The organism is Pedobacter sp. (assembly GCF_965249885.1).
Taxonomy (GTDB): domain Bacteria; phylum Bacteroidota; class Bacteroidia; order Sphingobacteriales; family Sphingobacteriaceae; genus Pedobacter.
In genome coordinates, this window is record NZ_OZ252254.1 from 3,024,678 (window position 1) to 3,048,602 (window position 23,925).

Below are 23,925 nucleotides of genomic sequence, written 5' to 3' on the forward strand. Positions count from 1 at the left end.
TTTTTTAAATAAAAATTTACCGCATAGTTAAAATTAGCAGTAGAATTTTCAAGTTTGCTAGTGTAAAAGGTACAAAGATACAGAAATTAAAATTTATCCTTCGCCGCCTTCATAAAACGGCTAGCAAATACGAAGTCATTCAGTTCCTCGATATCAGTTTTGGCAATTTCTTTATTGGAACCTTCCCAGAATTTTTTTCCTTGGTGTAAAAACATAATGTAATCGCCAATGCCCATTACCGAGTTCATATCATGGGTAACCACAATAGTTGTGGTGTTGTATTCTTCGGTAATTTCTTTGATTAATTCATCAATTACAATAGAGGTTTTTGGATCCAAGCCCGAGTTAGGCTCATCGCAAAACAAATATTTTGGGTTCATGGCAATTGCACGAGCAATGCCCACACGCTTTTTCATACCACCCGAAAGCTCGGCAGGAAATAACTTGTTTTTGCCTTCCAAGTTTACCCTTTCCAAACAAAAATTCACTCGGTCTAGTTTCTCACTTCTGGATTGCTCGGTAAACATGTTGAGTGGGAACATGATGTTTTCCTCTACCGTCATCGAATCAAAAAGGGCAGAACCTTGAAAAAGCATGCCGATCTCTTTTCTAATTTCGATGCGTTCTTCAGTATTTAACTGCGTAAAATCTCTGCCATCGTAAGCCACGCTACCTTGTTCTGGATGGTGTAGACCAATCATACATTTAAGCAACGTAGTTTTTCCAGAACCAGAACCACCGATGATTAAGTTGGTGATACCAGGCTCAAATTTTCCTGAAATTCCCTTTAATACTTCGTTTTCCCCAAACGATTTATGGATGTCTTTGATCTCGATCATAATAAAAGTTGGGTTACAATATAATCACATGCTAAAATGCTGATACAGCTTACTACTACTGCTCTCGTACTTGCTTGCGCTACTTCTAATGCACCACCCTTAACGTAAAAACCTTCGTATGCAGGTACCGATGTAATAATGAAACCAAAAACAAATGCTTTAACTAATGCTACAGTGATGGTGAAAGGATTAAAATCGGTAGTAATACCTTGAATATATTCTGATGCACTCACGGCGCCTGATAAAGTTCCTCCTAAATAACCACCGGTAATACTTAATACCATGGAGATAATAACTAAAACTGGTACCATGGTAATACCTGCAATAATTTTTGGTAAAATAAGATAACCAGGTGCGTTGATCCCCATAATTTCGAGGGCGTCAATTTGTTCAGTTACCCTCATGGTTCCAATTTCAGAAGATATGGCAGAGCCAATTTTTCCAGCCAATACAATTGCGCTAATTGTAGGGCTAAGCTCTAAAATACTCGAATCTCGGTTAACCGAACCTATGATCGTTTTAGGAATGAAATCACTCACTAACTGGAAAGCAATCTGTAAAGTCATTACAGCGCCAATAAATGTAGATATGATACTGATCAGGCCTAATGAGCCTACACCAATAAATTCCATCTGTTGAAAGATGGCTTTCATATATATTTTCCATTTTTCGGGCCTTTTGAAAGCAGCTTTTAGCAGTAGGATGTAGCGGCCAAAATTGGTAAAGTTCATCTAATAAACAATTTGTTTAATTTAACTCAATAATATACAAAGAAACAACAAAAATGTTCTGGCTTGTGCTAATTATTGAAAAAATATTCATCATTAAAATTTTATTATCTCTTTTGCAGAAGAGAATAAAATGTAGCGCTGTGTACACTAAATCCATTCTGTTTATTTAAAAAAGGCAATTATGAAAGCAATTATCACTGGAGCAACTAAAGGTATCGGCAGGGCAACTGCAATAGAGTTAGCTAAAAACGGCTACGACGTTATAGTGGGTGCTAGAAGCGAGCAAGACTTGAAACAACTTACAATTGAATTGAATGCTTACAACGTTAAAGTTGTAGCGTTAAAAGTAGATTTTAGTGTGAAAACTCAAGTAATCACATTTGTTGAAAGTGCTATGGAGTTTGCTGGAAATGTAAATGTGCTAGTAAATAACGTAGGATCATTTGTGCCGAGTTCTTTTTTTGATGAAGATGACGAGGTGTTTGAAAGCCAACAGTTGTTGAACGTTAACGCAGCGTATTATTTGGGTAAACGCATTGGTAAACAGATGTTAACGCAAAGGTCTGGTCATATTTTCAACATCTGTTCAGTAGCGAGTAAAGCGCCGGTTGAAAATGCCGGTAGCTACAGTGTAACAAAGGCGGCGATGCTTAGTCTTAATGATGTAATGAGAAAGGAATTGGCACCTCATCACGTAAAGGTAACAGCTGTAATCCCCGGGTCTACTTATACTTCATCTTGGGAGGGTACAACGCTAGCAAAGGAAAAGTTTGTACAACCTGAGGATGTAGCAAAGTCGATTAGCATGGCACTTCAATTGAGTGCGGCGGCAAACGTGGATGAGATTGTGCTAACACCGCTCAATTTTTAAGGAAAGGAAAAAAAATGAACAAGAAACTATATAGAAACGACCATGATAAAGCCATTGCAGGAGTGGCTTCTGGTTTGGCAGAATACATGCAAATTGACGTTACCATCGTACGCTTACTTTTTGTACTGTCGACTATATTTTTAGCGGGAAGTGGAATTTTAGCTTACATTGTACTTTGGATTGTTGCACCTGTTAATAATGATCCTACATTGAAATTTAAAAAATTCGCTGATTTTTATAAACAGAATACACCGCAGGGAGGCTCGGTATTTAACTCGCCAGAGGCTTTTGCTGGTGGCGCCCCTAAAGCGGAGCAAACCAAATGGAACACGCCGAATAATGATGGTTCCACTAAATTTGATCAAATGCCAGCTGCTAAAAATAACGATACAGGCAAAACTGTAGTGGGCTTGGTGTTATTGGTGTTGGGTGTTTACTTTTTGCTAAAACAGATGGACATCATGCCGCATTGGTTCAATATCTTTAAAATTTATAAGTTGTGGCCAATAGCCATTGTTGCCTTGGGAATTAGCTTGATTTTCAAAAATCAACGCAAGAATGAGTGGGAAAACTTTAAGAAAGATACAGAGGAAGCTCAACGTAGGCAAGAACAGCAACAGCGGGAGCGTCAAACGGATCAAGAACCTTCAGCACCCTCTTCAACTGAAACACCGCAAGGAAATAACCTGTAGTCGTCAAAATTGATTAATCACTTCCCATCAACGGGATATCATAACCGAAATTAAAATGAAGTACGAAAGAATTATATGGGGAGTATTGCTGCTTTTTGTTGGCGGCGTACTACTACTAGAAAACTTAAATGTAATTGAGTTTTACTGGAGAAATGTTTGGGGGTTTTGGCCAATATTTCTAATCATAGCTGGTGTTAACTTATTACTAAATAGAAATGGTTTGCAAACGGGTAGTATCGTGTCGCTTGCAATTCTAATCATTACACTTGCGTTTTTATTTGTTAAAGGACAAGAGAAACCAACAAGCAATACTTGGTGGGGCTTTTTTAGAGATAAAAATATTGACGCAGATGTGGATTGGGATGATAATGTTACGATTGATACCGCTATTTCGAGTGGAAATTTGTTTCATTTTTCTGAACCCTTTGTAGCTGCTGATTCCGGTAAAAAAACAGTACTAAACCTATCAGGTGGTGGTACTTCATTTAAATTGGAAAATACAACAGATAGTTTATTTGAAGCCTCGGTTGTGAAAAGGAAAGGGGAGTTTTCTCTGGCTAAAACAACAACTGATAGTACCAACACACTTACGTTCAAAATGAACAGTACACGTAAAAACGGTAAAAACAAATGGTCGTTCAATGCAGGTACAAGTAAGGTAAATGTTAGGTTAAACACGCAGCCAATGTGGGAAATGAACCTGAAACTTGGCGCTGGCGATCTTAATTTTGACTTAACAAAATATAAAATCAGAACTTTAAATTTTGATGGAGGTGCTGCCGATTTAAAAATTAAGGTAGGGCAATTGTTACCAATTACTGATTTAAAAATAAAGACTGGAGTTTCTAATGTTGAAATTAGTGTGCCTAAAGCTTCTGGTTGTCGCATTAAAACACATACTGGATTGGCGTCTAAAGATTTTAAAGGCTTCGTTAAAAAAGACGATGGCTATTATGAAACACCAAACTTTAACACTTCAAAAAATAAGATATTCATTAATTTGGATGGCGGTTTAGCTAGTTTCGAAGTAGACACTTATTAAAGTAAAAAGTAAAATTTACAGTAAAAGCTTCTAATTGCCTAGTCTTTTAGAAGTTTTTTGTTTGATGTCCTGTTCCTATCGCATTAACTTTTAACTTTAGCTTTTTAATCTCAATATCGCATTGTACACTATCGTTATTAAAGGAAAACCTCAGGGGCCTTACACTTTGGAGCAGCTCAAAAAAATGGAAATTTTTCCAGATACTTTTGTGAGGAAGCCTGGTATGGACGACTACAAAGAAGCGCATGAACTACAAGAGTTGAGAGAGCTGCTCGGATTTAATGTCCCTAAGCATACACCACAATATTTCGCCAGTTTTGACCAGCGGTTAATGGCATGGGCAATCGATTATTTTTTAATTGTGGTAGTTTATGCTATTATTTTGGCTATTGCTGTACTGTTTTTTGAAGATAAGGAAAGTAGGATAGCATTAGTTTTTGCATTTTTCATGTTAGTTCCCTTTACAAAATTTGTTTATTGCAGCATTGCCGATGCCTCAAAAACGCAGGGTAGCATCGGTAAAAAGCTAATGGACATTAAAGTGACTAATGAGTTTGGTCAACGATTAACTTTCGGCGCTGCGCTGCTAAGAAATGTCGCCAAAATCACATCTAATGCTACATTAGGTTTGGGTTATCTCTACTGCTTCTTAAATAAAAAACAACAATGCTTACACGATGTTATTGTTAGCACCTTAGTAGTTAAGGAAAGATTGTTGTAGGTAGAAAATCTAATTTGTTTACCTAATTTCAAGTCTTTACATTTTCCTTTTCTCTTTCAACTTTTGACCTATCTTTGTATCACCATGCAGAAAGAAGCAATTTTGTTAAACGGCGGTTATTGCAATAGCTTAACCGAATACAGTAGGTTTGTAACACGTGAAGTGCAAATTGGAGATATACCAATGGGTGCGCATCATCCCATACGTATTCAATCGATGACAACCACTGATACCATGGACACCATTGGTACCGTAGAGCAAACCATCCGCATGGTAGAAAGTGGTTGCGAGTATGTGCGGATTACCGCTCCAAGTATTAAGGAAGCAGAAAATTTAGCAAATATTAAAAAGGAGCTACGCTTACGTGGTTATAATGTACCGCTTGTTGCTGATATTCATTTTACGCCAAATGCGGCTGAAGTGGCTGCCAGGTTAATCGAAAAAGTTCGTGTAAATCCCGGTAACTACGCCGATAAAAAGAAGTTCGAAAACATCGATTATACAGATACCGCGTACCAAGCAGAACTAGAGCGTATCTATCAGAAATTTGCGCCACTAGTTAAAGTGTGTAAAGAGTATGGTACCGCAATGCGTATTGGCACCAACCACGGATCGCTTTCTGATCGTATTATGAGCAGGTACGGCGATACCCCACATGGTATGGTCGAATCCGCGATGGAATTTATCCGCATGTGCGAAAGCCTTAATTACTACAATTTGGTGATTTCCATGAAAGCTAGTAATACCCAAGTGATGGTGCAAGCTTATCGCCTTTTGGTAGAAACGATGGTGAAAGAGGGCATGAATTACCCTTTACATTTAGGCGTTACTGAAGCCGGAGATGGGGAAGATGGCCGTATCAAATCTGCCGTGGGAATTGGAGCTTTATTAGCTGATGGTTTGGGTGACACAATTAGGGTGTCGTTAACTGAAGATCCAGAATTTGAGGCACCAGTAGCTAAAGCTTTGGCTAAACGTTTTGAAAGAAAGTCCGGAAGTCCGAAGTCCGAGGTTCGAAGTGAAGAGGCAATATCCCTCCAATCTTCCAATCTTCCAACTTTCCAATCTTCCAACCTTCCAACTTTTCAATCTGTTTATAACCCATTCCAATACAAGCGCAGGGATACAGTAGAGATAGAAAACTTTGGAGGTCATCAAGTTCCTCGGGTAATCATCAATCTGGAAAAAGAAAACCTTAAAGATCCAGCTGTTTTGAACAATGTAGGTTTCCAATATTCGGCTTTGCTGGATAAATACAACCTAACCGACCAAGCTTGTGATTTGGTTTATTTAGGTGATCAGTTGCCTTCGTTTTCATTTCCTGGCGGATTAAAACAGTTGTATAATTATCCAACTTGGTTGCGCCTAACTAATCAGCAAAATTGCCATCCTTTATTTGATATAACAGATTTTTCAGAAGCAGCAGTTAAGGATGAACGATTGAATTTTGTAAAGGTGAAAGCCGAAGAGCTATCGGTAGAGCAGTTGCAAAATTTGCATAATGTAGTTTTAGTATTGACTACGCAGAAGGAAAATGCCATGCAAACAATCCGCTTAGCTTTTGTGAAATTATTAGAAGCCGGAATAAAAATCCCAGTAGTAATTGAACGAAACTTTGGAGAAATTAACTTGGAAGATTTTCAACTGTACAGCTCAACTGATTTTGGTGGACTGTTGCTGGATGGTTTTGGCGATGGTGTTTGGCTTAACGCAAGCGGCATTGCTTTGGAAACTATCAACTCTACCTCATTTGGAATTTTGCAGGCTACCCGCACCCGTATCTCAAAAACGGAATATATCTCTTGCCCAAGCTGCGGACGTACCCTGTTCGATTTGCAGGAAACTACGCAAGCCATAAGAGCACGTACATCACATCTTAAGGGGATTAAAATTGGTATCATGGGCTGTATTGTAAATGGCCCTGGTGAAATGGCTGATGCAGATTACGGATACGTAGGAGCGGGGATAGATAAAATTACACTCTACCGTGGACAGGAAGTAGTAAAGAAAAACGTGAAAACTGCGAATGCTATTGAGGAGTTAATTGGAATTATCCGAGAAGATGGCAACTGGGTGGATAAAGAGTAAAAGGGAGCGATAAGCTGGGTGGTATTTTTAAACTATCGCATTTTTAATTCATTAAACAAATAGATTGCTTGTGTTCGCTCCCTCGGTTTACTCTTCCGTATTTTTTACTTTTTATGAAGTTTTGCCGTCACTAGATTTGCAGAGATAGCTTCATTTCCTTCCGTCACTAAGCGGGTTAATATCGCGTTTAACTTTTCAACTACATTTCTGCTTTTTACATTTAGCTTTACTCCGGCAACTTCTTCTTGGTAAATAAGCTCTTGCCTGCTGTTGTAAAATTTAACAGTTGCATTTTTTGGCGTTTTTACATTGCTCTCTATAACCCAGTTAGCAAAGTTTGATGGTTTATTTCCTTTTATTTGAGCTTTTGCCACAGCTGCTAGCGCCACCGTTAGCAAAAAGATGAGGTTTAACTTTTTCATTTTCTTACTATTTATTTAATGCAATTTGATTGCTTATTTTTCTCTAAGCAAACCTTGATGCTATAAAGGAATAATTAGGTGATAACTGCTCTTTTTTGTTGTACGAAATGCTTTTGTAGCCAATGAGTTAAATCTTATGTCGCGTTTGCGGTCGTTTGTCTTTAATTCGATGTCGTTTATACTTAAATTGGTGGAAGATTGACTCGGTAAATGTATTTTTGATTAATGCAAGACTTAGAAAATTTCCAAGCGCAAAGAACTCCTAAGCAACGGATAGCGCAACATGCTGCGTTTTGGATCATGGCTTGGTTACTTACTGCTTTCGTGTACGGTTATGAAAAGCAAAGTATTTTGATGGCATTAAAAGTGAACTTGATGCTTTTGCCAATACACATCATTTACTTTTATACTGTAGCTTACTTCATTATCCCCCGTTATCTCATTACTAGGAAATACCTGCAATTCGCTATAGTACTCTTAATTTTTGTAGCAGTAATGCCAGGTTTAACTCGACTTTTTGATATCCTTATAGTTGAGCCTGAATTAGATAATTATTTGAAAAGCTTGGGCTACAGTGGTTGGTCAAAAGTTAGAGGGTCATTTTGGGACCGGTTCTCTAACATGGTGTACTACCTCAATGCTTTCCGAGGCACAAACTTGGTGATTTGGTCGGCCATTGCGATCAAATTTTTTCAATCTTGGTATCAACGTCATAACGCTGCGCTACAAGCAGAACTTCATTTGCTAAAAGCGCAAGTACACCCACATTTTTTATTCAATACATTAAATAATTTGTACGCCTTAACGCTAAATAATTCTCCAAAATCACCAGAGATAGTTTTAGGACTCTCGGAAATTTTAAGGTACATGCTTTACGAATGTGATGTAGAAAGTGTGCCTTTGAAGAAAGATGTTGAAATGTTGGAGAATTTTGTCCTATTGGAGCGTATGCGTTATGAAGAACGGCTAGATTTCAACTTTGCGATAGAAGGTGATCTTGACAATTTGGAAATTGCCCCGTTGTTTTTACTACCACTCGTTGAAAATGCTTTTAAACATGGTGCCGGTGAAAAAGTTGGTCAAGCTTGGATCAATATGGAGTTAAAAGTTGAGAAAGATTTACTCACTTTTAAAATAAACAATAGTAAGCCAGAGGAAAGCTCCAACGAAGTAAGGCAGGGGAGTATTGGAATATATAATTTGAAGAAGCGTCTGGATTTAATTTATCCTAAAGCGCACCAACTCAAGATTTTTGATGAAGAGGAGATGTTTGTTGTGATTTTAAAAATTAATTTACTTAAAAAGGAAATGATTTAATGAAAATTAAAGCTGTTATCGTTGATGATGAGCCACATGCGTTAGACATAATTGCAAAATATTTGACGCATTTTCCGGAGGTTGAAGTCGTAGAAACTTGTACAGATGGAATGAGTGCTTTCCATACCCTTCAACGAAAAACCGTTGATTTGATGTTCCTCGATGTAAAAATGCCAGGAATAAATGGCGTTGAACTTTTGAAAAGCTTAAAAAATCCGCCGAAAGTGATTTTTACTACTGCCTTTACCGAATTTGCTGTGGAAGGTTTTGAGCTGGATGCGGTTGATTATCTGGTGAAGCCAATTTCATTCAACAGGTTTTTAAAAGCAATGGATAAAGTACTCACCTCAATGGGTGCTAAAAAGCAGGCTACAGTATTTCCAGAAAGCACTTATGTAAACGACATTAATAAGTTTTTGTATTTAAAAGTGGATAGAAAAACGGTAAAAGTTAACGTAAAAGATATTTATTGGATAGAGAGTATTAGGGATTACGTGAAAGTAGTTTTGGTGGATAAAGTGCTTATCAGTAAACAGAAAATTTCAATTTTGGAGGAATTGTTGCCCGAAGATCAATTTTGTAGGATACACAAATCATTCATCGTAGCCACCAATAAAGTAGAAAGTTATTACGCACATGCCGTTGAGATTTTGGGTAAGGAGCTTCCCATCGGAAGAAATTACAAGCAACAGGCTATTAAATGTTTGCAGTTGACATGATTTAGTTTCCCCAAGCGCTAATAACAGCCCTTCTGCTGCCACCATGGTTGCGATGCTCACAAAGATAAATTCCTTGCCAAGTGCCTAAATTTAACTTTCCATTGGTTATTGGAATTAAAACCGAAGCTCCCATTAGGGATGATTTAATGTGCGCTGGCATGTCATCATCACCTTCGTAATCATGTTCGTAATCTGGATCTCCTTCTGGAACGGCTTTGTTCATCCAAGTTTCAAAATCTAGGCGTACCGTTGGATCTGCATTTTCATTAATAGTAAGCGAAGCTGAAGTATGTTGGATAAAAACTTGTAGCATCCCTACTTTAATATTTTTAACTTCTGGAATTGATTGGAGTATCTCCTCGGAAACCAAGTGGAAACCGCGGCTGCGGGCTCGAAGTGATATTTGTCGTTGAAAAAATTGCATATTTTTTATATTAGTGCATGCAACCTACATACAGTTTTGCGTTTACCTTAAACGCATTAGCATTATATTTTTTTGCTGCGCTTAAGGCACTATCTGCTGATTTAGCATCATCGAAAATCCCACTGATAATTGCTAAAGTTTGTTGATTTGCATCTTTTTTATATTGTTTTAAATACTCGATACTTAATGTAGACGAAACAATTCTTCTGGGAAAATATTCACCAGCATATATTTCATCACTATCCGTTTTTGGTAGGATAATTTTCTTTTGTTTACTGTCGTAATATCTTCCCATAGAATCAATATCAACTTGCAATTTGTCCTTCAATACCAGCATTTGTCGCTGCAACTGCTGATAATTCGTTCCGGTATCGGCAACAATAATATCATAAAACGCATAGTTATTTTCCATTGCATCAACATTAACGTCAATTGCAGTATCAGCTCTGCTAACTGGTTTCATCACCAGAGGCGTATATCCTGTGGGAGGAATGTCTTTCGGTTGAGAAGAAGTTTTCGGTTTGGTGTTACAGGAAAGGAATATACCACCAATCAATAGGTAAATTAGATAGTTTTTCATCCAGCTAATCTACTTAAAATTATGCGCTAAAAACTTCAAGCTTTTTTCGCAAACTTCAAATAATTGTGCAGGTAAGGTGTCACTTCTGTACGGATGTGTGACGCCATACACGTGGTTGGCGCCAGCAATTTTGATTAACCTACTTGCCGGATTCGCATTGGCTAGCTTTTCAGCTGTGGCGAAAGGAACATTTACATCTTCATCGCCTTGCACAATCAGCCAAGGGACATTGATTCGCTTTGCAGCAGCCAGTATATTTAATGTTTCTTTATTGGTTTCAAAATCGGTAAGCAGTGTCACATTTAATGGCATGGTTTCTTTAGTGCGGGCATTGTAAACGCCAATTTTGCCTGTTTTTCGCCAATCTTCTTCCTGCTCTTTTTTCCAAAGACTGCTGAAATCGGCTATGGAACTCCATGTGATTAAACCCCTTACAGCGGGATTGTTAGCGGCTTGCAAGATGCTCAATCCGCCTGCTCTGCTATGCCCAATTAAAATCACTCCATCTACGCCTAAATAATTAGTAGCATGATTAATTACCACATCTAAGTCTATCATTTCCTTGCTAAATGTGTTATCAGCAAAGGTATCCATGTCGGTTACGTCTGTTAGATTCTCTCCTGTTACACCACTATGAGAAAGATTAAATTTAAGGTAACGATAACCATTTTGAACAAAATATTTCGCAACTAAATCATGCGCTCCCCAATTTTTGAACCCTTTAAAGCCATGTACAAATATCACTAAAGGCATGTTGCTGTTTTGCGGGTCATAATTTAAATCACCATAAATTGGCTTGCCATTTGCGCCAACTAAAGAAAATTGCTCTTGATGTACCATATCAATTATTTTTCGGATAGCGTTTATTTAAAACTATGTGATGTCCATTAACTTGACAAGTAGCTTTAGTTTTTGTTTCCTAGTAAAGTAAAATTATGGAAATTTGTGATAATTCTAGCTTAGGTTATTCGTTATCAAACCTAGTTTCTATTGCTATTTTCTAAAGTTTTGTAATTTAAAACCGTTCTAAATTAGCCTAAATTACAGCTCAATGACAGATAAACTCACACTGCTTATTACTTTTGTTGCGCTTAAATAATAGAGGCTAACCATTTTGGAATATTTAAAGATTATTGCATTCACACATCAACAAATTGACCTAAAGTCTTTAGGCAAATTGGTTATATGTGAGCAAACGTTGGATGATCGGTTGCGTAATGTCCAGTCTGAGTTAAATATCAAAGAGATATTTTATGTTGGCACTTGCAATAGAGTTGAATTTATCTTTACCTCTGCTGCCGAATTAAATAAAGCCTTTATTTCGAAATTTTTGCATGTGCTGGATATGGGTTTGCCAGAAGAGTACATGGAAAATTTTATCAATAATGTATCTACTTATGAAAAAGTAGAAGCGTTCAATCACCTGTTGCGTATTTCATGTTCTTTGGAAAGCTTAGTAGTAGGCGAAAAAGAGATCTTGGCACAAGTACGCAGGGCATATGAAGCTTGTCAGAAAGCGGGTTTCACCGGTGATTATATGCGCACCATCATGAATAGGGTGGTGAAAACTGCGAAAGAAGTTTATACCAATACCAATATCTCTCGAAATCCAGTATCAGTGGTTTCTTTGGCTTACAGGAAGCTGCGTGAGTTAAATATGTGTGGTAACTCTCGTTTGCTCATTATTGGCGCTGGCGAAACCAACAATAACATTGCTCAATATTTAAAAAAGCATAAATACTCTAATTTTTCTGTATTTAATCGTACACTGGAAAAGGCGGAGACATTGGCTGCGGAACTTAATGGAAAAGCTTTTTCTCTAGAGGCTCTATCCACCTACAAGCAAGGTTTTGACGTAATTATCACTTGCACAGGGGCTATTGAGCCAGTAATTACTAGGGATATTTACGAAAGCTTATTGAACGGAGAAACCGGAAAAAAGGTAATCGTGGATTTAGCTATTCCTAACGATACAGCGTTAGATGTGCGAGAAAATTTTCCTATTCACTACATAGAAGTGGAATCTCTAAAGGAAATTGCTCGTAAAAATATCCAAGAACGTTATGACGAGCTGGTACACGCCGAGCAAATCATTGAGGAGAACATCAAAGAATTTGAACTGGTTTTACGCCAGCGTCGGATCGAGTTGGCGATGAGCGAAGTGCCTAAAAAAATCAAGGAAATTAAAGATAAAGCGGTTAACACTGTGTTTGCCGAAGAAATTAATGCACTTGATGATGAGGCAAAAGCGGTGTTACAACAGGTAATTAGCTACATGGAAAAAAAATACATCAGCGTTCCAATGGTGATGGCCAAAGAAATTTTGGTGAAGAATAGTTAGTAGTCGGTAAGTCAGAAAAGTTAACTTGTCTGAAAATAAGCTCTATACTAATCATCAAATTATCACCTTCGCACATCATCAAATTTTCTTAATTTAGCGCAAAATCTTATTATAAAGTGAAGAAAGTAATTATCGGGACACGTGGCAGTGATTTAGCCCTTTGGCAAGCCAATTACACGAAAGATAGATTAGCAAGCATAGGCATTGAAGCTGAGCTTAAAATCATCAAAACGCAGGGCGATAAAATCCTTAACCTAAGGTTGGATAAGTTGGAAGGGAAAGGTTTTTTCACAAAGGAACTGGAAGAGGAGCTAATCAATGGCACTATTGATATTGCTGTACACTCTCATAAAGATTTACCAACAACAAATCCACCAGGTTTAATTATTGCTGCAGTGCCTGAACGTGAAGATCCTTCGGAGCTATTGCTAATTTTAAAAGATTGCGTGGATGTAAGTCATAAGCTTTCGCTGAAAAAAGGAGCGATGGTGGGTACATCTTCCAATCGTCGTAAGGCACAACTATTAGCGCTAAGACCTGATCTAAATATCGAAGATTTACGTGGTAACGTACCAACACGTATCCAAAAATTACGTGATGAAGATTATGATGCTATTGTTTTGGCAAAAGCGGGCGTTAATCGTTTAGGTTTAGATTTGAGCGAATTCCACGTAGAAGTGATTGACCCTACCGAAATTGTTCCTGCACCTGCTCAAGGCGCATTGGCAATACAGATCAGGGAAAATGATACCGAGCTTTTTAATGAGCTGCAAAAGATAAATAATGCTGCTGTTGTTGAAGCTATTGAAGTAGAACGTAAGGTGCTGAACCTATTTGAGGGTGGCTGCCACATGCCATTAGGCTGTTTCTGTAAAAAGGAGGATGATGAATTTGAAGTTTGGACTTCTAAAGCTGCAACGGCTGAGGATTTTCCCGACCGATTGTTCTTGAGAGTTCCTTCAACTGAAGGTTTGGCAGAGAAAATTGTTGCAAAATTTGCTGCTGAGCGTAAAAAACCTGCTAAAGTGTTTATTTCTAGAGAAGTAGGTGAAAATAGTTACTTCCGTAAAGCTTTAGAAAAACAGCAGATTGAAATAGATGGTCGTTCGTTGATTCGTACGTTTCCAATTGTAAATAAACTGGACGATTTTTTCCTTAAAAATGCCGATTGGATTTTCTTTAGCAGCAGAAATGGCGTAGAATACTTCTTTAAGTTGAATGCTGTGCTGCCTAAAAAAGTGAAATTTGGCGTTGTTGGCAGAGGTTCGGAAGATTCGCTTCGTAAATTTGGGCACCTAGCTGATTTTGTTGGCGAAGGTGGTGAAATTGAAGAGGTAGCGCAGGACTTTGCCAAATTAATAGATGGGCAAACCGTAGTTTTTCCTCGAGCCCAAGATTCGTTGTTAACGATGCAAAAGTTCCTTACTACGAGCACCAAAGTTATCGATTTACCGATTTACGAAACCGTAATTGAGGAAAATGTAGACGGAACCTCAGCGGAAGTATTGGTGTTTACCAGTCCAAGCAATGTTGACGCATATTTTGCAGATAACTTATTAGAGCCTGAGCAAAAGGTAATTGCCATAGGAAACTCAACAGGTAAGAAATTTGATGAGATGGGCGTGAAATATGCATTGCCTTACTCGCCTGATGAAATTGGCTTGGCGGAGGCGGTTTTTGGAATTGAACTGAAATAATTTCTCTCAGTTTCATAAATTAGATATGCTTGGCCTTCATTCAGCGCACAGCGAAGAATCTAAATAAATTGTTAACACAAGGTAAAGACTTTACAAATGACAGAAGTATCAAACAATAATGCTTCTGTCTTTGCATTTTTGTACTTTACAATTTGCTAGAAAGCAGAAATGTTGTACAATAAACCCGATAGAAGTGAAATCCTTTTTGTTGGTGTCATCCTGAGCTCCCCGAATTGTCGGGACAAGTAGTCGAAGGATTGGTTTTTGAATAGATGCTTCGATAAACTTAGCATAACAGAAATGAACGCTGGTGACAACAAAAAGATGAAACGAATAGCGGGACTGAATTGAATTACTGCAGAGTAGGCGCTTTTCAGAAGAAAAAATAAAATTAGCAAGTCTTGATACTTGATACTAAAATCTCGATACTAATTATGCATAGACCACGTAGGCTCAGAAAAAATCCCATTGTAAGAGAAATGGTTGCCGAAACGAAATTATCCAAGGATATGTTTGTTTATCCGTATTTCGTGGTGCCGGGAAATAATGTTGCTCATCCAATTGATGCAATGCCTGGTATCAGCCACTTTTCTACGGACACTTTATTGAAAGATGTAGAAAAAGGACTTGCTTTGGGCGTTAATAAAATTATGCTATTTGGTGTGGGTGATGAAAAAAGTGAAGATGCTAAATCGGCTTATGATAGCAATTCGTTAGTGCCAGTTACGGTTAGGGAGTTGAAAAAGCAATTTGGTGACGATTTGTATGTTGTTACTGATGTTTGCGTTTGCTCTTACACCAACCATGGTCACTGCGGTATCATGCATAATGATTATGTACAAAATGATGCCACGGTAGAGTTGATTGCTAAAATGGCTTTAAATCATTCGGAAGCTGGTGCTGATATGCTTGCTCCATCCGACATGATGGATGGACGGGTTGCGGCAATCCGTGAGAAGCTTGATGCAAATGGATTTGAAAACGTGGCAGTGATGAGTCATGCGACTAAGTTTGCTTCCGCATACTACGGACCGTTTAGGGAAGCTGCAGATTGTGCGCCTAGCAAAGGTGATAGGAAAGCCTACCAAATGGACTTTCGTAATCCTGATGAGGCGGTGAGAGAAGCTTTGCTAGATGAAGCGGAAGGTGCCGATGTACTAATGGTGAAACCAGGTTTAGCTTACTTAGATGTGATTGCTAGGTTAAAGCAAAATACCAAGTTGCCTATTGCAGTTTACAATGTATCGGGCGAATACTCGATGATTAAAGCAGCTGCCGAGAAAGGCTGGATAGACGAACAAAAAGTGGTAATGGAAACGATGTACGCTTTTGCTAGGGCAGGAGCAAGTATCATTACAACTTATCACATTAGAGATATTGTAGAGAATAAATGGATTTAAAGGAATTAGGAGCCAGGGACCAGGTGTCAGTTAAAATCCCTAACTCCTAACTCCTAATGCCTAACCACTAATAACAAATGCAAGATATATCAAGAGCCAAATCGGCGGAACTGTACGAAAAATCTAAAACTTACTTTCCTGGGGGAGTAAACTCACCAGTACGTGCTTTCAAATCTGTTTACGGAACACCTTTGTTTATTCAAAAAGGCGATGGGCCTTACATCTGGGATGCTGATGGTAATCAGTTTGTTGATTTTTGTGCCAGCTGGGGACCGCTAATTTTAGGGCATAACAACGCTGAAATTAGAGAGAAAGTGACCGAGGTGATGCAAAACGGAATGAGTTTCGGTGCACCTACTGCTTTGGAAAATGAATTAGCGGAATTGATCATCAAGAACAATCGTTTTGTAGAGAAAATTCGTTTTACAAGCTCAGGAACCGAAGCAGTAATGTCGGCTATCCGTTTGGCTAGAGGTTATACTGGAAAAAATAAAATCATCAAATTTGAAGGGTGTTATCATGGTCACAGCGATTCACTTTTGGTAAAAGCAGGTTCAGGCTTGGTTACATTCGGCGAAACATCTTCGGCTGGTGTACCTAAGGCGTTTGCTGATGAAACTATTGTAATTGCTTTAAATGATAAAAATGCCGTAACTGAAGCTTTTGCGCAATTTAAAAATGATGTCGCTGCGGTAATTATAGAAGGAATTCCTGCCAATAATGGCTTATTAATTCAAGATCAGGAATATGTTGAGTTTTTGAGTGAAATCTGTAAAGCGAATGCTGCGTTATTGATTTTTGATGAGGTAATTACCGGCTTTAGGGTAGGTTTTGAAGGTGCTGCGGCTCATTATGGCATCAAGCCTGATATTGTAACTTATGGCAAAATTATTGGCGGTGGTTTACCTGTTGGCATGTACGGTGGTTCTAACGAAATTATGGCTCATGTTTCTCCAGATGGTGGCGTTTACCAAGCGGGTACGCTTTCTGGAAATCCAGTGGCTATGGCTGCGGGTATCGCTGCTCTAACGATTTTAAGTAGCGAAGGTTTTTACGAACAATTAAATGCCAAAGCACAAGCTTTTGTGAACGAGCTAAAATCGCACATTGCTGAGAAGGGCTACGAATTGAAGATTTTTACCGTTGGATCAATTTTCTGGTTTGCATTTACTAGTAAGGATATTAAAACTGCAGAAGATATTGATCCGACAAGCATGGAAAAATTTAAAATCATGCACCGTGAGTTGTTGAACAGAGGGATTTACTTTGGTCCATCGGGCTATGAGGTGGGTTTTGTGAGTGCTGCACATACGCAGGTAGAATTAGATAAAGCTAAGACTGCAATTTTTGAAGCTTTGGAAGTGGTGTTTGGATAGAGGAGCAAATACATAGGAAAAAAGAATTAGAACTTGAGATGGGGTTTCGGTCGTCATTGCAAGGTACGAAGCAATCTTAAAGCTATTGCTTAGTTCTTTTTATCGTTGTAAGATTGCTTTGTACCTCGCAATGACGGTGATAGTAACGTTAATGGAATAATCCCGGATTTTAGGAAGATAGGGGTTGTTAACTAAACCCGATTGAAGTGAGAATCCTTTTTGTAGGTGTCATCCTGAGCCTGTCGAAGGATTGGTTGTTAGTAGATGCTTTCGATAAACTCAGCATAACAAGTTGTTTAAAAGCGCTACCAGCAAAAAGATGATAACGAAAAGCGGGGCTGAAATAACCGAAGGATCACAGAAACTGCTTTTCAAATAAAATAATTAAATTTAGAATCCTATAAGCAAGGGATAGGAGATATGAAAAAATCGATCATCATATTTTACGTTTTACTGTTCTACTCGTTAGGGCAGCTGATTAGCTGGGGTGCTTTAGTGGTAAAAATTGATGCTACCCGTATGCCGATGATTATGGGAGAGGGGGCAGTTTTCCTGTTTCTGCTAGGTATAGGTGCTTATTTTATCCATGCTTCCATTAAAAAAGAGGGGCGTTTGAAAGAGCAGCAGCAGAATTTTTTAATGTCTATTACGCATGAGTTAAAATCGCCTTTAGCGGCTATTAAGCTTTCATTACAAACTATTGCCCGTAGAGAATTGGACAAGGAGCAGCGTACCACACTAATCAGAAATTCTTTGAAAGACGTGGAACGCTTGGATGATTTGGTGGAAAATATGTTGTTGGCCACTAAAATTGAAAGCAGAACCTATTCTTTCCCTAAGGAAGAGTTCGATTTTTCTGATTTGGTTACTCGTATTACGGATAGACTGCAAGTACATTCGTGCGGTTGTGAGCAAATTATCAAAGCCGATATCAAAGAAGGCGTTTTTATAGAGGGGGATAAATTTGCATTATCATCAGTGGTAACTAACTTGGTAGAAAATGCAGTGAAGTATTCGGGTCCTTGTGCCGAAATTACAGTAGAGCTGTGCCAAAATGACGGTAAAGTGAAATTAGTGGTTTCTGATAAAGGATTGGGCATTCCGGATGCCGAAAAGATGCTTATTTTTGATAAATTTTACCGTGTGGGCGACGAAAATGTGCGCAAAAGTAAGGGTACGGGACTTGGCTTATTTATTGTTAAGGAAGTATTACAAAACCACGACGCTGATATTAGCGTTAAAGATAACGTACCTCACGGTGCAATTTTTGAAGTAACATTTAATTAATATGTCACAAAAATTAAGAGTATTATTGGTTGAAGACGAAGATCACTTGTTGGATGCCATCAAATTAAACCTCGAATTAGAAGGGTATAAAGTTCATGCTGTTAAAGATGGAAAAACAGCGTTGAAAGTTTTTAAAGAAGAGCGCTTTAATTTAGTAATTTTAGATGTAATGCTTCCTGAAATGGACGGTTTCCAAGTTTGTGAAACTATCCGTTTGGAAAATACAGAAGTTCCTATTTTATTTTTGACCGCTAAAAATACCAGTGAAGATAGAGTAATGGGATTAAAGAAAGGTGCTGATGATTATTTAGTAAAACCTTTCAACTTAGAAGAACTTATTTTACGTGTAGGAATTTTAGTAAAACGCAGTTTAAAACCTGACGATTTAAAGGAGCTAAATTCATACAAAATTGGTGATAAAACCATTTATTTCAATTCGTTTGAGTTAAAGCAAGATGATGGAACTGTAGTGCCTTTGACCAAAAAGGAAACCATGTTACTTAAGTTGTTGATTGAGCGAAAAAACGAAGCAGTTTCTCGTGAGCAAATTTTGGAAACGGTTTGGAATTATGACGTTTATCCATCAACTAGGACAATTGACAATTTCATCTTGACTTTCCGTAAGTATTTTGAGCCTGATCAAAAAAATCCTATCTACTTTCACTCAATTAGAGGGGTTGGATATAAATTTACTGATATACACTAATGTATAATAGATTTGGCAGGTACGTGCTGATGGGTATTTTTACTTTATCGGCATCAGTAAGTCTTTATTTTCAGCAATATCAGCTGGCAGCTATTTCAGGGCTGCTTTTTTGCTTTGTACTGTGGAGCCATTTTAAACAAAGTTCTGTTCTGTTGGCATCCAAGTATTTTAAAAATTCGGATTACGATAACGCAGAAAAGGTTTTAAACGAAGTAGAAAATCCAGACAGATTAGCTAAAAACAGGCGTGGATTTTATGAATTTATGAGGGCAAACATTGCGTTGAAAAGGGGCGACTACGATAAAGCGGAGTTTCATTTTCAGGTAGCAAGTCGTTTCCCCTTAGGAGGAAAAAATGATAAAGCTTATGTTTTAATTCATTTAGCTAACTTAGCGCTCCGAAAAAAAGATAGCGAACGTGCATTAGCGTATACTGCTAAAGCGAAAGAGTTGGCAACATCAACAAGAGCAATTGACATTATTAAAAATATAGAGATAGAAGCCGCTAAGATGGCATAGTAAAAAATGGAGAACAACTTATTTTTAGACGCAGCATTTTCAAAACAAACAGAACGACCACCAGTATGGATGATGAGACAGGCGGGTAGGTTTATGCCGCAATACTGGGAAATTAAAAACAAATATTCGTTTTTGGAGATGTGCAAAACTCCAGAAATTGCCGCTGACGTAACCATGTTGCCGGTGGATTTGTTGGGTATTGATGCAGCCATTTTGTTCTCTGATATTTTAGTGACAGGTGAAGCAATGGGTGGTGATTTGAGCTTTACCCAAGGTGTTGGTCCTAAGTTTGCCAATCCGGTACGTACAGAAGCTGATGTAGAGGCTTTAGCTACCGATTGCTTAGATAAACTGCAATATGTTGCCGATGCAATAAAAGTTATTCAGCAACGCTTAAATGGTAGCATTCCGTTAATTGGATTTGCTGGTGCTCCGTTTACGGTGATGAGTTATTTGGTGGAAGGTGGATCTTCAAAAGACTTTAAATTAACGAAGTTGTTGATTCATAACCACCCGGAGTTGGCCCACAAATTATTGGCTAAAATTGCTAAAGTAACTACCGATTACTTGAATCTACAAATTGAAGCGGGAGTTAATGCGTTGCAATTGTTTGATAGTTGGGCTTTAGCACTTTCGTGGAACGATTATCAAGAGTTTTCTCACCAATATAATGCGCAAATTATTGCTGGTTTAAATAGAACCAATATCCCTGTAATTTCTTTTTGTAAAGGAAGTTCTGTTTTTGCACCTATAATGGCAGAAGCTAAACCTGATGTGGTTTCAATTGACTGGAATGCTGATTTATTGAACATCAAAAAGGCTTTACCAGCTGGAATGGCAGTTCAAGGTAATCTAGATCCGCATATTTTGTATGCTGATCAGCCTGTAATTAAAGCGCAAATACATAAATTGTTTGAACGTATGCGTGGCGAAAATGGCTTTATCTTTAACTTAGGTCACGGCATTATGCCCGATATTCCATTCGATAACGTTAAATATGCTATTGAAGTAGTTAAAGAATTTAGATATTAAAATCTGGAACCCTGAATTAATTTCGGGGTCTTTTTTTATATTATTGTTTAGCAATTAAGCTAATTGAGGAAATTTCAAATGGTAGAGTATTATCAATATTTCAAGGCAGTACACATCGTTTTTGTAATCAGCTGGATGGCAGGACTTTTCTACTTGCTAAGTTTGTTTATTTACCATACTGAAGCTAACGATAAACCCGAGCCAGAAAATAGCATCCTTAAAAAGCAGTTTGTTAAGATGGAAGCTACGCTGTGGAAAATCATTTGCCAACCTGCAATGATTATTTCTTTGCTAGCAGGTTTAAGTATGCTTCATTTGAATCCGGGGTTGTTGCAAATGGATTGGATGTGGGTAAAACTAGCTTTTGTTTTAGGCTTGCTCATTTATCATTTTATTTGCCAAGGCATTATTGCTAAGTTGAAAAATGAGCGTTTTGTTTGGAGTAGCTTTAAACTACGTTTATGGAGAGAGCTTGCCACTATATTTATGATTGCCATTGTTTTTGTGGTGATTCTTAAAAACGCTATGGATTGGGTTTATGGCTTAGTCGGAATTATGGGCATCGCTTTGCTTATAATGATAGCTGTGAAGTTGTATAAAAAATACAGGGAAAAAAAAGGAGTATAGTTACGCTTTTGGCATTAGAAATAGTAGATGGCTCCTTTGTCATTTCGAGGTTACGAGAAGTCTAAAATATGCGATTAGGTTCCTCACTTTACTCTGAATGACAGGGAGCTTGCTTTAAATGACAAAATACTGTATAGATTTCTTTGCTAGCAGCGAAGAACACATCGTGAAATTAATATAAATGAGGAAACAATTACTTACAGTCTTATTCGCTTTACTTGTTTTGTCGGGGCAGGCGCAGCTCAACAACAGCTATTTGTATAACCCAATTCGTCCAGCGGATAGCTTAACGAACGAGATTCACCTTAATTTCTATAACTTCAACTACGTTAGAAACTACGAATATTCCAATAATTTTCATGATGGCTACACCCTTTACGGTACGCAACTTGAGCCGCAGTTGGTGTATTATGCTCATCCAAATCTTGCTATCACTGCTGGAGCATATCTAAGGAAAGATTTCGGAAATGAACGGGGGTTATATGATGCCAAGCCGCTTTTCAACTTAAAATACAGTAAGAATAACCTAACCTTAGTTTTTGGTAGTTTAGAAGGGAATATACAACATCAGTATATTGAGCCGCTGTATAATTTTGAGCGTAAAATTACTACGCCAATAGAATATGGTACCCAGCTTTTGCTTAACAGAGAAAAATTTAGGTTAGATACTTGGATTGCTTGGCAAAAGATGATTTACACTGGTGAGGCGGCTAAGGAAGAAATTGTTGGTGGATTTACTACCGATATTACTTTGCTAAAAAATGATGACTGGAAACTTAGTATTCCCGCTCAAATGTTAGTGTACCATCAAGGTGGGCAAATAGATGTTTTAAAAGAGATCCCGATTTCTACCTTATTTAACGGTGCTGCTGGATTTAGCTTGAGCAAAAACATCGGGTATCGAATCAAACAAATATATACCAACAACTACATTGCTGCTTATAAGGATTTTTCGCCCACAAAAGTGAGGGCTTATCAAGGTGGGTTTGGTTTGTGGCTAAATGCCGGAATTGATACCTATTTCGGTAATTTCTCAACTTCTTACTGGCAAGGGAATAAGTTTATTACTATTAAAGGGATGCCTTTGTATCAATCAGTTTCTGATAATTTATATGAAAAAGGCTACACCGAAAATAAGCGGCAAATCTTAATGTTTCGATATCAATATCTTAAGGAATTGTTACCTAATTTATATCTAGATGTTCGTTTTGAACCGCATTTTGATTTAGCGAATAGCAGTAGCAATTTGCAATTTAATCACTCTTTTTTTCTTACTTATAAACAAGACTTCAAGCTCTTTAAGCTCAAGAATTAAAGTTTAGCCACGCCGATTTTTTCTGCTAATTCATTTAAGTCTTTTACAACCACGTCAATCAATGGAATTCCTGCTATTTTACGCTCGTTTTCAAATTGATATTCGGGTTCGCCTGGAATGATGACTTTTTTGCTTTCATCAATAGTTTTAGCGCCTTTAAAACGCTCTATCCAATTATCTAAGTGGTCTTTAAAGTCTTGTGCTGGACGAAAGCCATCCACACGCATTGCACCTAAAAAGTGACCAATCCCTTCACCAACTGGGTTAGGATCCGGTTCTAGGAAAGCTACAAAAGGTGGTACCCAAGGGCCATAGTTTGCACCAGAAAGTACCGCAGAAAGGATGTCAACCGTGGTGCCAAGTCCATATCCTTTGTGGCTGCCATGATCTTTGTCGCTGCCTAAAGGAAGTAGCGATCCGCCACTTTTTAGTTCGTTTGGATTAGTAGACACCTCGCCATCTTTATTTTGAACCCAGCCTGCTGGAATAGGAGAGTTTGCTCGTTGCGCAATTTCTAGTTTGCCATTGGCTGCGGCAGCGGTTGCCATATCAACAACTACCGGAGGATAATTTCCCGCTGGGAATGCATAACACATCGGGTTGGTACCTAGTAAACGCTCATTAGCGTAGGTTGGTGCTACTAGTGGACTGGCATTGGTCATGCTAATTCCAATCATGTCCTGTGCTACCGCCATTAACGCATGATAGCCGGCAATGCCGAAATGATTAGAGTTTTTAACCGACACCCAACCACTTCCGTATTTCTCTGCTTTTTCCATAGCGACTTGCATGGCAAACGGCGCAACAACTAAACCTAGGCCTGCATCTCCATCTACCGTTGCGGTGGTCGCTGTTTCATGTACTATACGAATGTTTGGCGTGCCGTTAATTCTTTTCTTCTCCCAAAGGCGATAGTAACCACTTAATCTGGCTACACCATGTGAATCAATTCCTCGAAGATCAGCTCTAACTAACACATCAGTTGCCAGCGCTGCATGTTCATCAGAGCAACCCATTTTTTTGAAAACATCGTAGGTAAAGGTTCTTAGTTGTTCTTCGCTGAAAGTGATAAACATGGTTTCGGAATTTGTATACTATTAAATTTTTATTGTTGGATTGTTATTAAGGTTAGTTGACGTAGCTTTTGGTGTAAGCGTTCAACCATTTATTCATTTAGCCA

General features: G+C 38.1%; 24 protein-coding genes. 17 read left to right on the forward strand and 7 right to left on the reverse strand.

Features of this window, described 5'->3' with window-relative positions:
- Positions 1 to 86: 86 nt before the first annotated feature.
- Both ACY2A0_RS12885 and ACY2A0_RS12890 read right to left on the reverse strand, forming a co-directional pair.
- Positions 87 to 839: an ABC transporter ATP-binding protein gene (locus tag ACY2A0_RS12885; protein ID WP_113637815.1), complete on the reverse strand. Its 753-nt coding sequence runs from the start codon at positions 837 to 839 to the stop codon at positions 87 to 89.
- The gene (locus ACY2A0_RS12890) at positions 836 to 1,570 is read right to left on the reverse strand and encodes an MlaE family ABC transporter permease (protein ID WP_461789929.1); all 735 of its coding nucleotides are present in this window, start codon (positions 1,568 to 1,570) and stop codon (positions 836 to 838) included. The genes ACY2A0_RS12885 and ACY2A0_RS12890 overlap by 4 nt, the downstream gene beginning before the upstream one ends.
- Before the next feature lie 181 nt (positions 1,571 to 1,751).
- Between ACY2A0_RS12890 and ACY2A0_RS12895 the strand changes: the two genes are divergently transcribed.
- The 5 genes from ACY2A0_RS12895 (at position 1,752) to ispG (ending at position 6,984) form a co-directional block, all read left to right on the forward strand.
- The gene (locus tag ACY2A0_RS12895) at positions 1,752 to 2,441 is read left to right on the forward strand and encodes an SDR family oxidoreductase (protein ID WP_461789930.1); all 690 of its coding nucleotides are present in this window, start codon (positions 1,752 to 1,754) and stop codon (positions 2,439 to 2,441) included.
- Positions 2,442 to 2,455: 14 nt separating this feature from the next.
- A complete protein-coding gene (locus tag ACY2A0_RS12900) occupies positions 2,456 to 3,133 on the forward strand; it encodes a PspC domain-containing protein (protein WP_461789931.1) in 678 nt (225 codons plus the stop codon).
- A gap of 55 nt (positions 3,134 to 3,188) precedes the next feature.
- Positions 3,189 to 4,175, forward strand: a complete 987-nt coding sequence (locus ACY2A0_RS12905; protein ID WP_461789932.1) for a LiaF transmembrane domain-containing protein — start codon at positions 3,189 to 3,191, stop codon at positions 4,173 to 4,175.
- A 121-nt stretch (positions 4,176 to 4,296) separates the two neighbouring features.
- Complete coding sequence (locus ACY2A0_RS12910; RefSeq protein ID WP_461789933.1) at positions 4,297 to 4,896, forward strand: RDD family protein; 600 nt, start codon at positions 4,297 to 4,299, stop codon at positions 4,894 to 4,896.
- An 84-nt stretch (positions 4,897 to 4,980) separates the two neighbouring features.
- A complete protein-coding gene (gene ispG / locus ACY2A0_RS12915) occupies positions 4,981 to 6,984 on the forward strand; it encodes a (E)-4-hydroxy-3-methylbut-2-enyl-diphosphate synthase (RefSeq protein ID WP_461789934.1) in 2,004 nt (667 codons plus the stop codon).
- 104 nt (positions 6,985 to 7,088) lie between these two features.
- Here the strand turns inward: ispG and ACY2A0_RS12920 are convergent, their stop codons facing one another.
- Positions 7,089 to 7,406, reverse strand: coding sequence for a hypothetical protein (locus ACY2A0_RS12920; protein ID WP_461789935.1), 318 nt, complete (start codon positions 7,404 to 7,406; stop codon positions 7,089 to 7,091).
- 225 nt (positions 7,407 to 7,631) lie between these two features.
- Between ACY2A0_RS12920 and ACY2A0_RS12925 the strand changes: the two genes are divergently transcribed.
- Together ACY2A0_RS12925 and ACY2A0_RS12930 are read left to right on the forward strand one after the other, a co-directional pair.
- The gene (locus tag ACY2A0_RS12925; protein ID WP_461789936.1) at positions 7,632 to 8,723 is read left to right on the forward strand and encodes a sensor histidine kinase; all 1,092 of its coding nucleotides are present in this window, start codon (positions 7,632 to 7,634) and stop codon (positions 8,721 to 8,723) included.
- Entirely contained in the window at positions 8,723 to 9,442 is a 720-nt protein-coding gene (locus ACY2A0_RS12930) for a LytR/AlgR family response regulator transcription factor (protein WP_461789937.1), read from the forward strand. Before ACY2A0_RS12925 ends, ACY2A0_RS12930 begins: the two co-directional genes overlap by 1 nt.
- A 1-nt stretch (position 9,443) precedes the next feature.
- Here ACY2A0_RS12930 and ACY2A0_RS12935 read toward each other — a convergent pair whose 3' ends face one another.
- Genes ACY2A0_RS12935 through ACY2A0_RS12945 form a run of 3 tightly spaced genes read right to left on the reverse strand, consistent with a single transcriptional unit; the run spans position 9,444 to position 11,286 of the window.
- The gene (locus ACY2A0_RS12935) at positions 9,444 to 9,866 is read right to left on the reverse strand and encodes a secondary thiamine-phosphate synthase enzyme YjbQ (RefSeq protein ID WP_461789938.1); all 423 of its coding nucleotides are present in this window, start codon (positions 9,864 to 9,866) and stop codon (positions 9,444 to 9,446) included.
- Positions 9,867 to 9,876: 10 nt separating this feature from the next.
- Positions 9,877 to 10,446, reverse strand: coding sequence for a hypothetical protein (locus tag ACY2A0_RS12940; RefSeq protein WP_461789939.1), 570 nt, complete (start codon positions 10,444 to 10,446; stop codon positions 9,877 to 9,879).
- Between the two features lie 9 nt (positions 10,447 to 10,455).
- Entirely contained in the window at positions 10,456 to 11,286 is an 831-nt protein-coding gene (locus tag ACY2A0_RS12945) for an alpha/beta hydrolase family protein (RefSeq protein WP_461789940.1), read from the reverse strand.
- A 274-nt stretch (positions 11,287 to 11,560) separates the two neighbouring features.
- Here ACY2A0_RS12945 and hemA point away from each other — a divergent pair, with 274 nt between their 5' ends.
- From hemA to ACY2A0_RS12995, 10 genes are all read left to right on the forward strand, one after another.
- The gene (hemA, locus tag ACY2A0_RS12950; RefSeq protein ID WP_461789941.1) at positions 11,561 to 12,787 is read left to right on the forward strand and encodes a glutamyl-tRNA reductase; all 1,227 of its coding nucleotides are present in this window, start codon (positions 11,561 to 11,563) and stop codon (positions 12,785 to 12,787) included.
- A gap of 116 nt (positions 12,788 to 12,903) precedes the next feature.
- A complete protein-coding gene (hemC, locus tag ACY2A0_RS12955; protein ID WP_461789942.1) occupies positions 12,904 to 14,484 on the forward strand; it encodes a hydroxymethylbilane synthase in 1,581 nt (526 codons plus the stop codon).
- Between the two features lie 431 nt (positions 14,485 to 14,915).
- Positions 14,916 to 15,884, forward strand: coding sequence for a porphobilinogen synthase (hemB, locus tag ACY2A0_RS12960; RefSeq protein ID WP_461791061.1), 969 nt, complete (start codon positions 14,916 to 14,918; stop codon positions 15,882 to 15,884).
- Between the two features lie 77 nt (positions 15,885 to 15,961).
- Positions 15,962 to 17,260, forward strand: a complete 1,299-nt coding sequence (gene hemL, locus ACY2A0_RS12965; protein WP_461789943.1) for a glutamate-1-semialdehyde 2,1-aminomutase — start codon at positions 15,962 to 15,964, stop codon at positions 17,258 to 17,260.
- Between the two features lie 420 nt (positions 17,261 to 17,680).
- Entirely contained in the window at positions 17,681 to 18,547 is an 867-nt protein-coding gene (locus tag ACY2A0_RS12970) for a sensor histidine kinase (RefSeq protein ID WP_461789944.1), read from the forward strand.
- A gap of 1 nt (position 18,548) precedes the next feature.
- On the forward strand, positions 18,549 to 19,253 hold the full coding sequence (locus ACY2A0_RS12975) for a response regulator transcription factor (protein ID WP_113637784.1): 705 nt from the start codon (positions 18,549 to 18,551) through the stop codon (positions 19,251 to 19,253).
- Positions 19,253 to 19,771, forward strand: coding sequence for a hypothetical protein (locus ACY2A0_RS12980; RefSeq protein WP_461789945.1), 519 nt, complete (start codon positions 19,253 to 19,255; stop codon positions 19,769 to 19,771). Before ACY2A0_RS12975 ends, ACY2A0_RS12980 begins: the two co-directional genes overlap by 1 nt.
- 6 nt (positions 19,772 to 19,777) lie before the next feature.
- Positions 19,778 to 20,803, forward strand: a complete 1,026-nt coding sequence (gene hemE, locus ACY2A0_RS12985) for a uroporphyrinogen decarboxylase (RefSeq protein ID WP_461789946.1) — start codon at positions 19,778 to 19,780, stop codon at positions 20,801 to 20,803.
- Between the two features lie 78 nt (positions 20,804 to 20,881).
- Complete coding sequence (locus ACY2A0_RS12990; RefSeq protein WP_461789947.1) at positions 20,882 to 21,430, forward strand: CopD family protein; 549 nt, start codon at positions 20,882 to 20,884, stop codon at positions 21,428 to 21,430.
- A 181-nt stretch (positions 21,431 to 21,611) separates the two neighbouring features.
- A complete protein-coding gene (locus ACY2A0_RS12995; RefSeq protein ID WP_461791536.1) occupies positions 21,612 to 22,745 on the forward strand; it encodes a hypothetical protein in 1,134 nt (377 codons plus the stop codon).
- Here ACY2A0_RS12995 and ACY2A0_RS13000 read toward each other — a convergent pair.
- The gene (locus ACY2A0_RS13000) at positions 22,742 to 23,821 is read right to left on the reverse strand and encodes an Ldh family oxidoreductase (protein WP_461789950.1); all 1,080 of its coding nucleotides are present in this window, start codon (positions 23,819 to 23,821) and stop codon (positions 22,742 to 22,744) included. The two genes, ACY2A0_RS12995 and ACY2A0_RS13000, sit on opposite strands and share 4 nt — an antisense overlap.
- Positions 23,822 to 23,925: the final 104 nt, after the last annotated feature.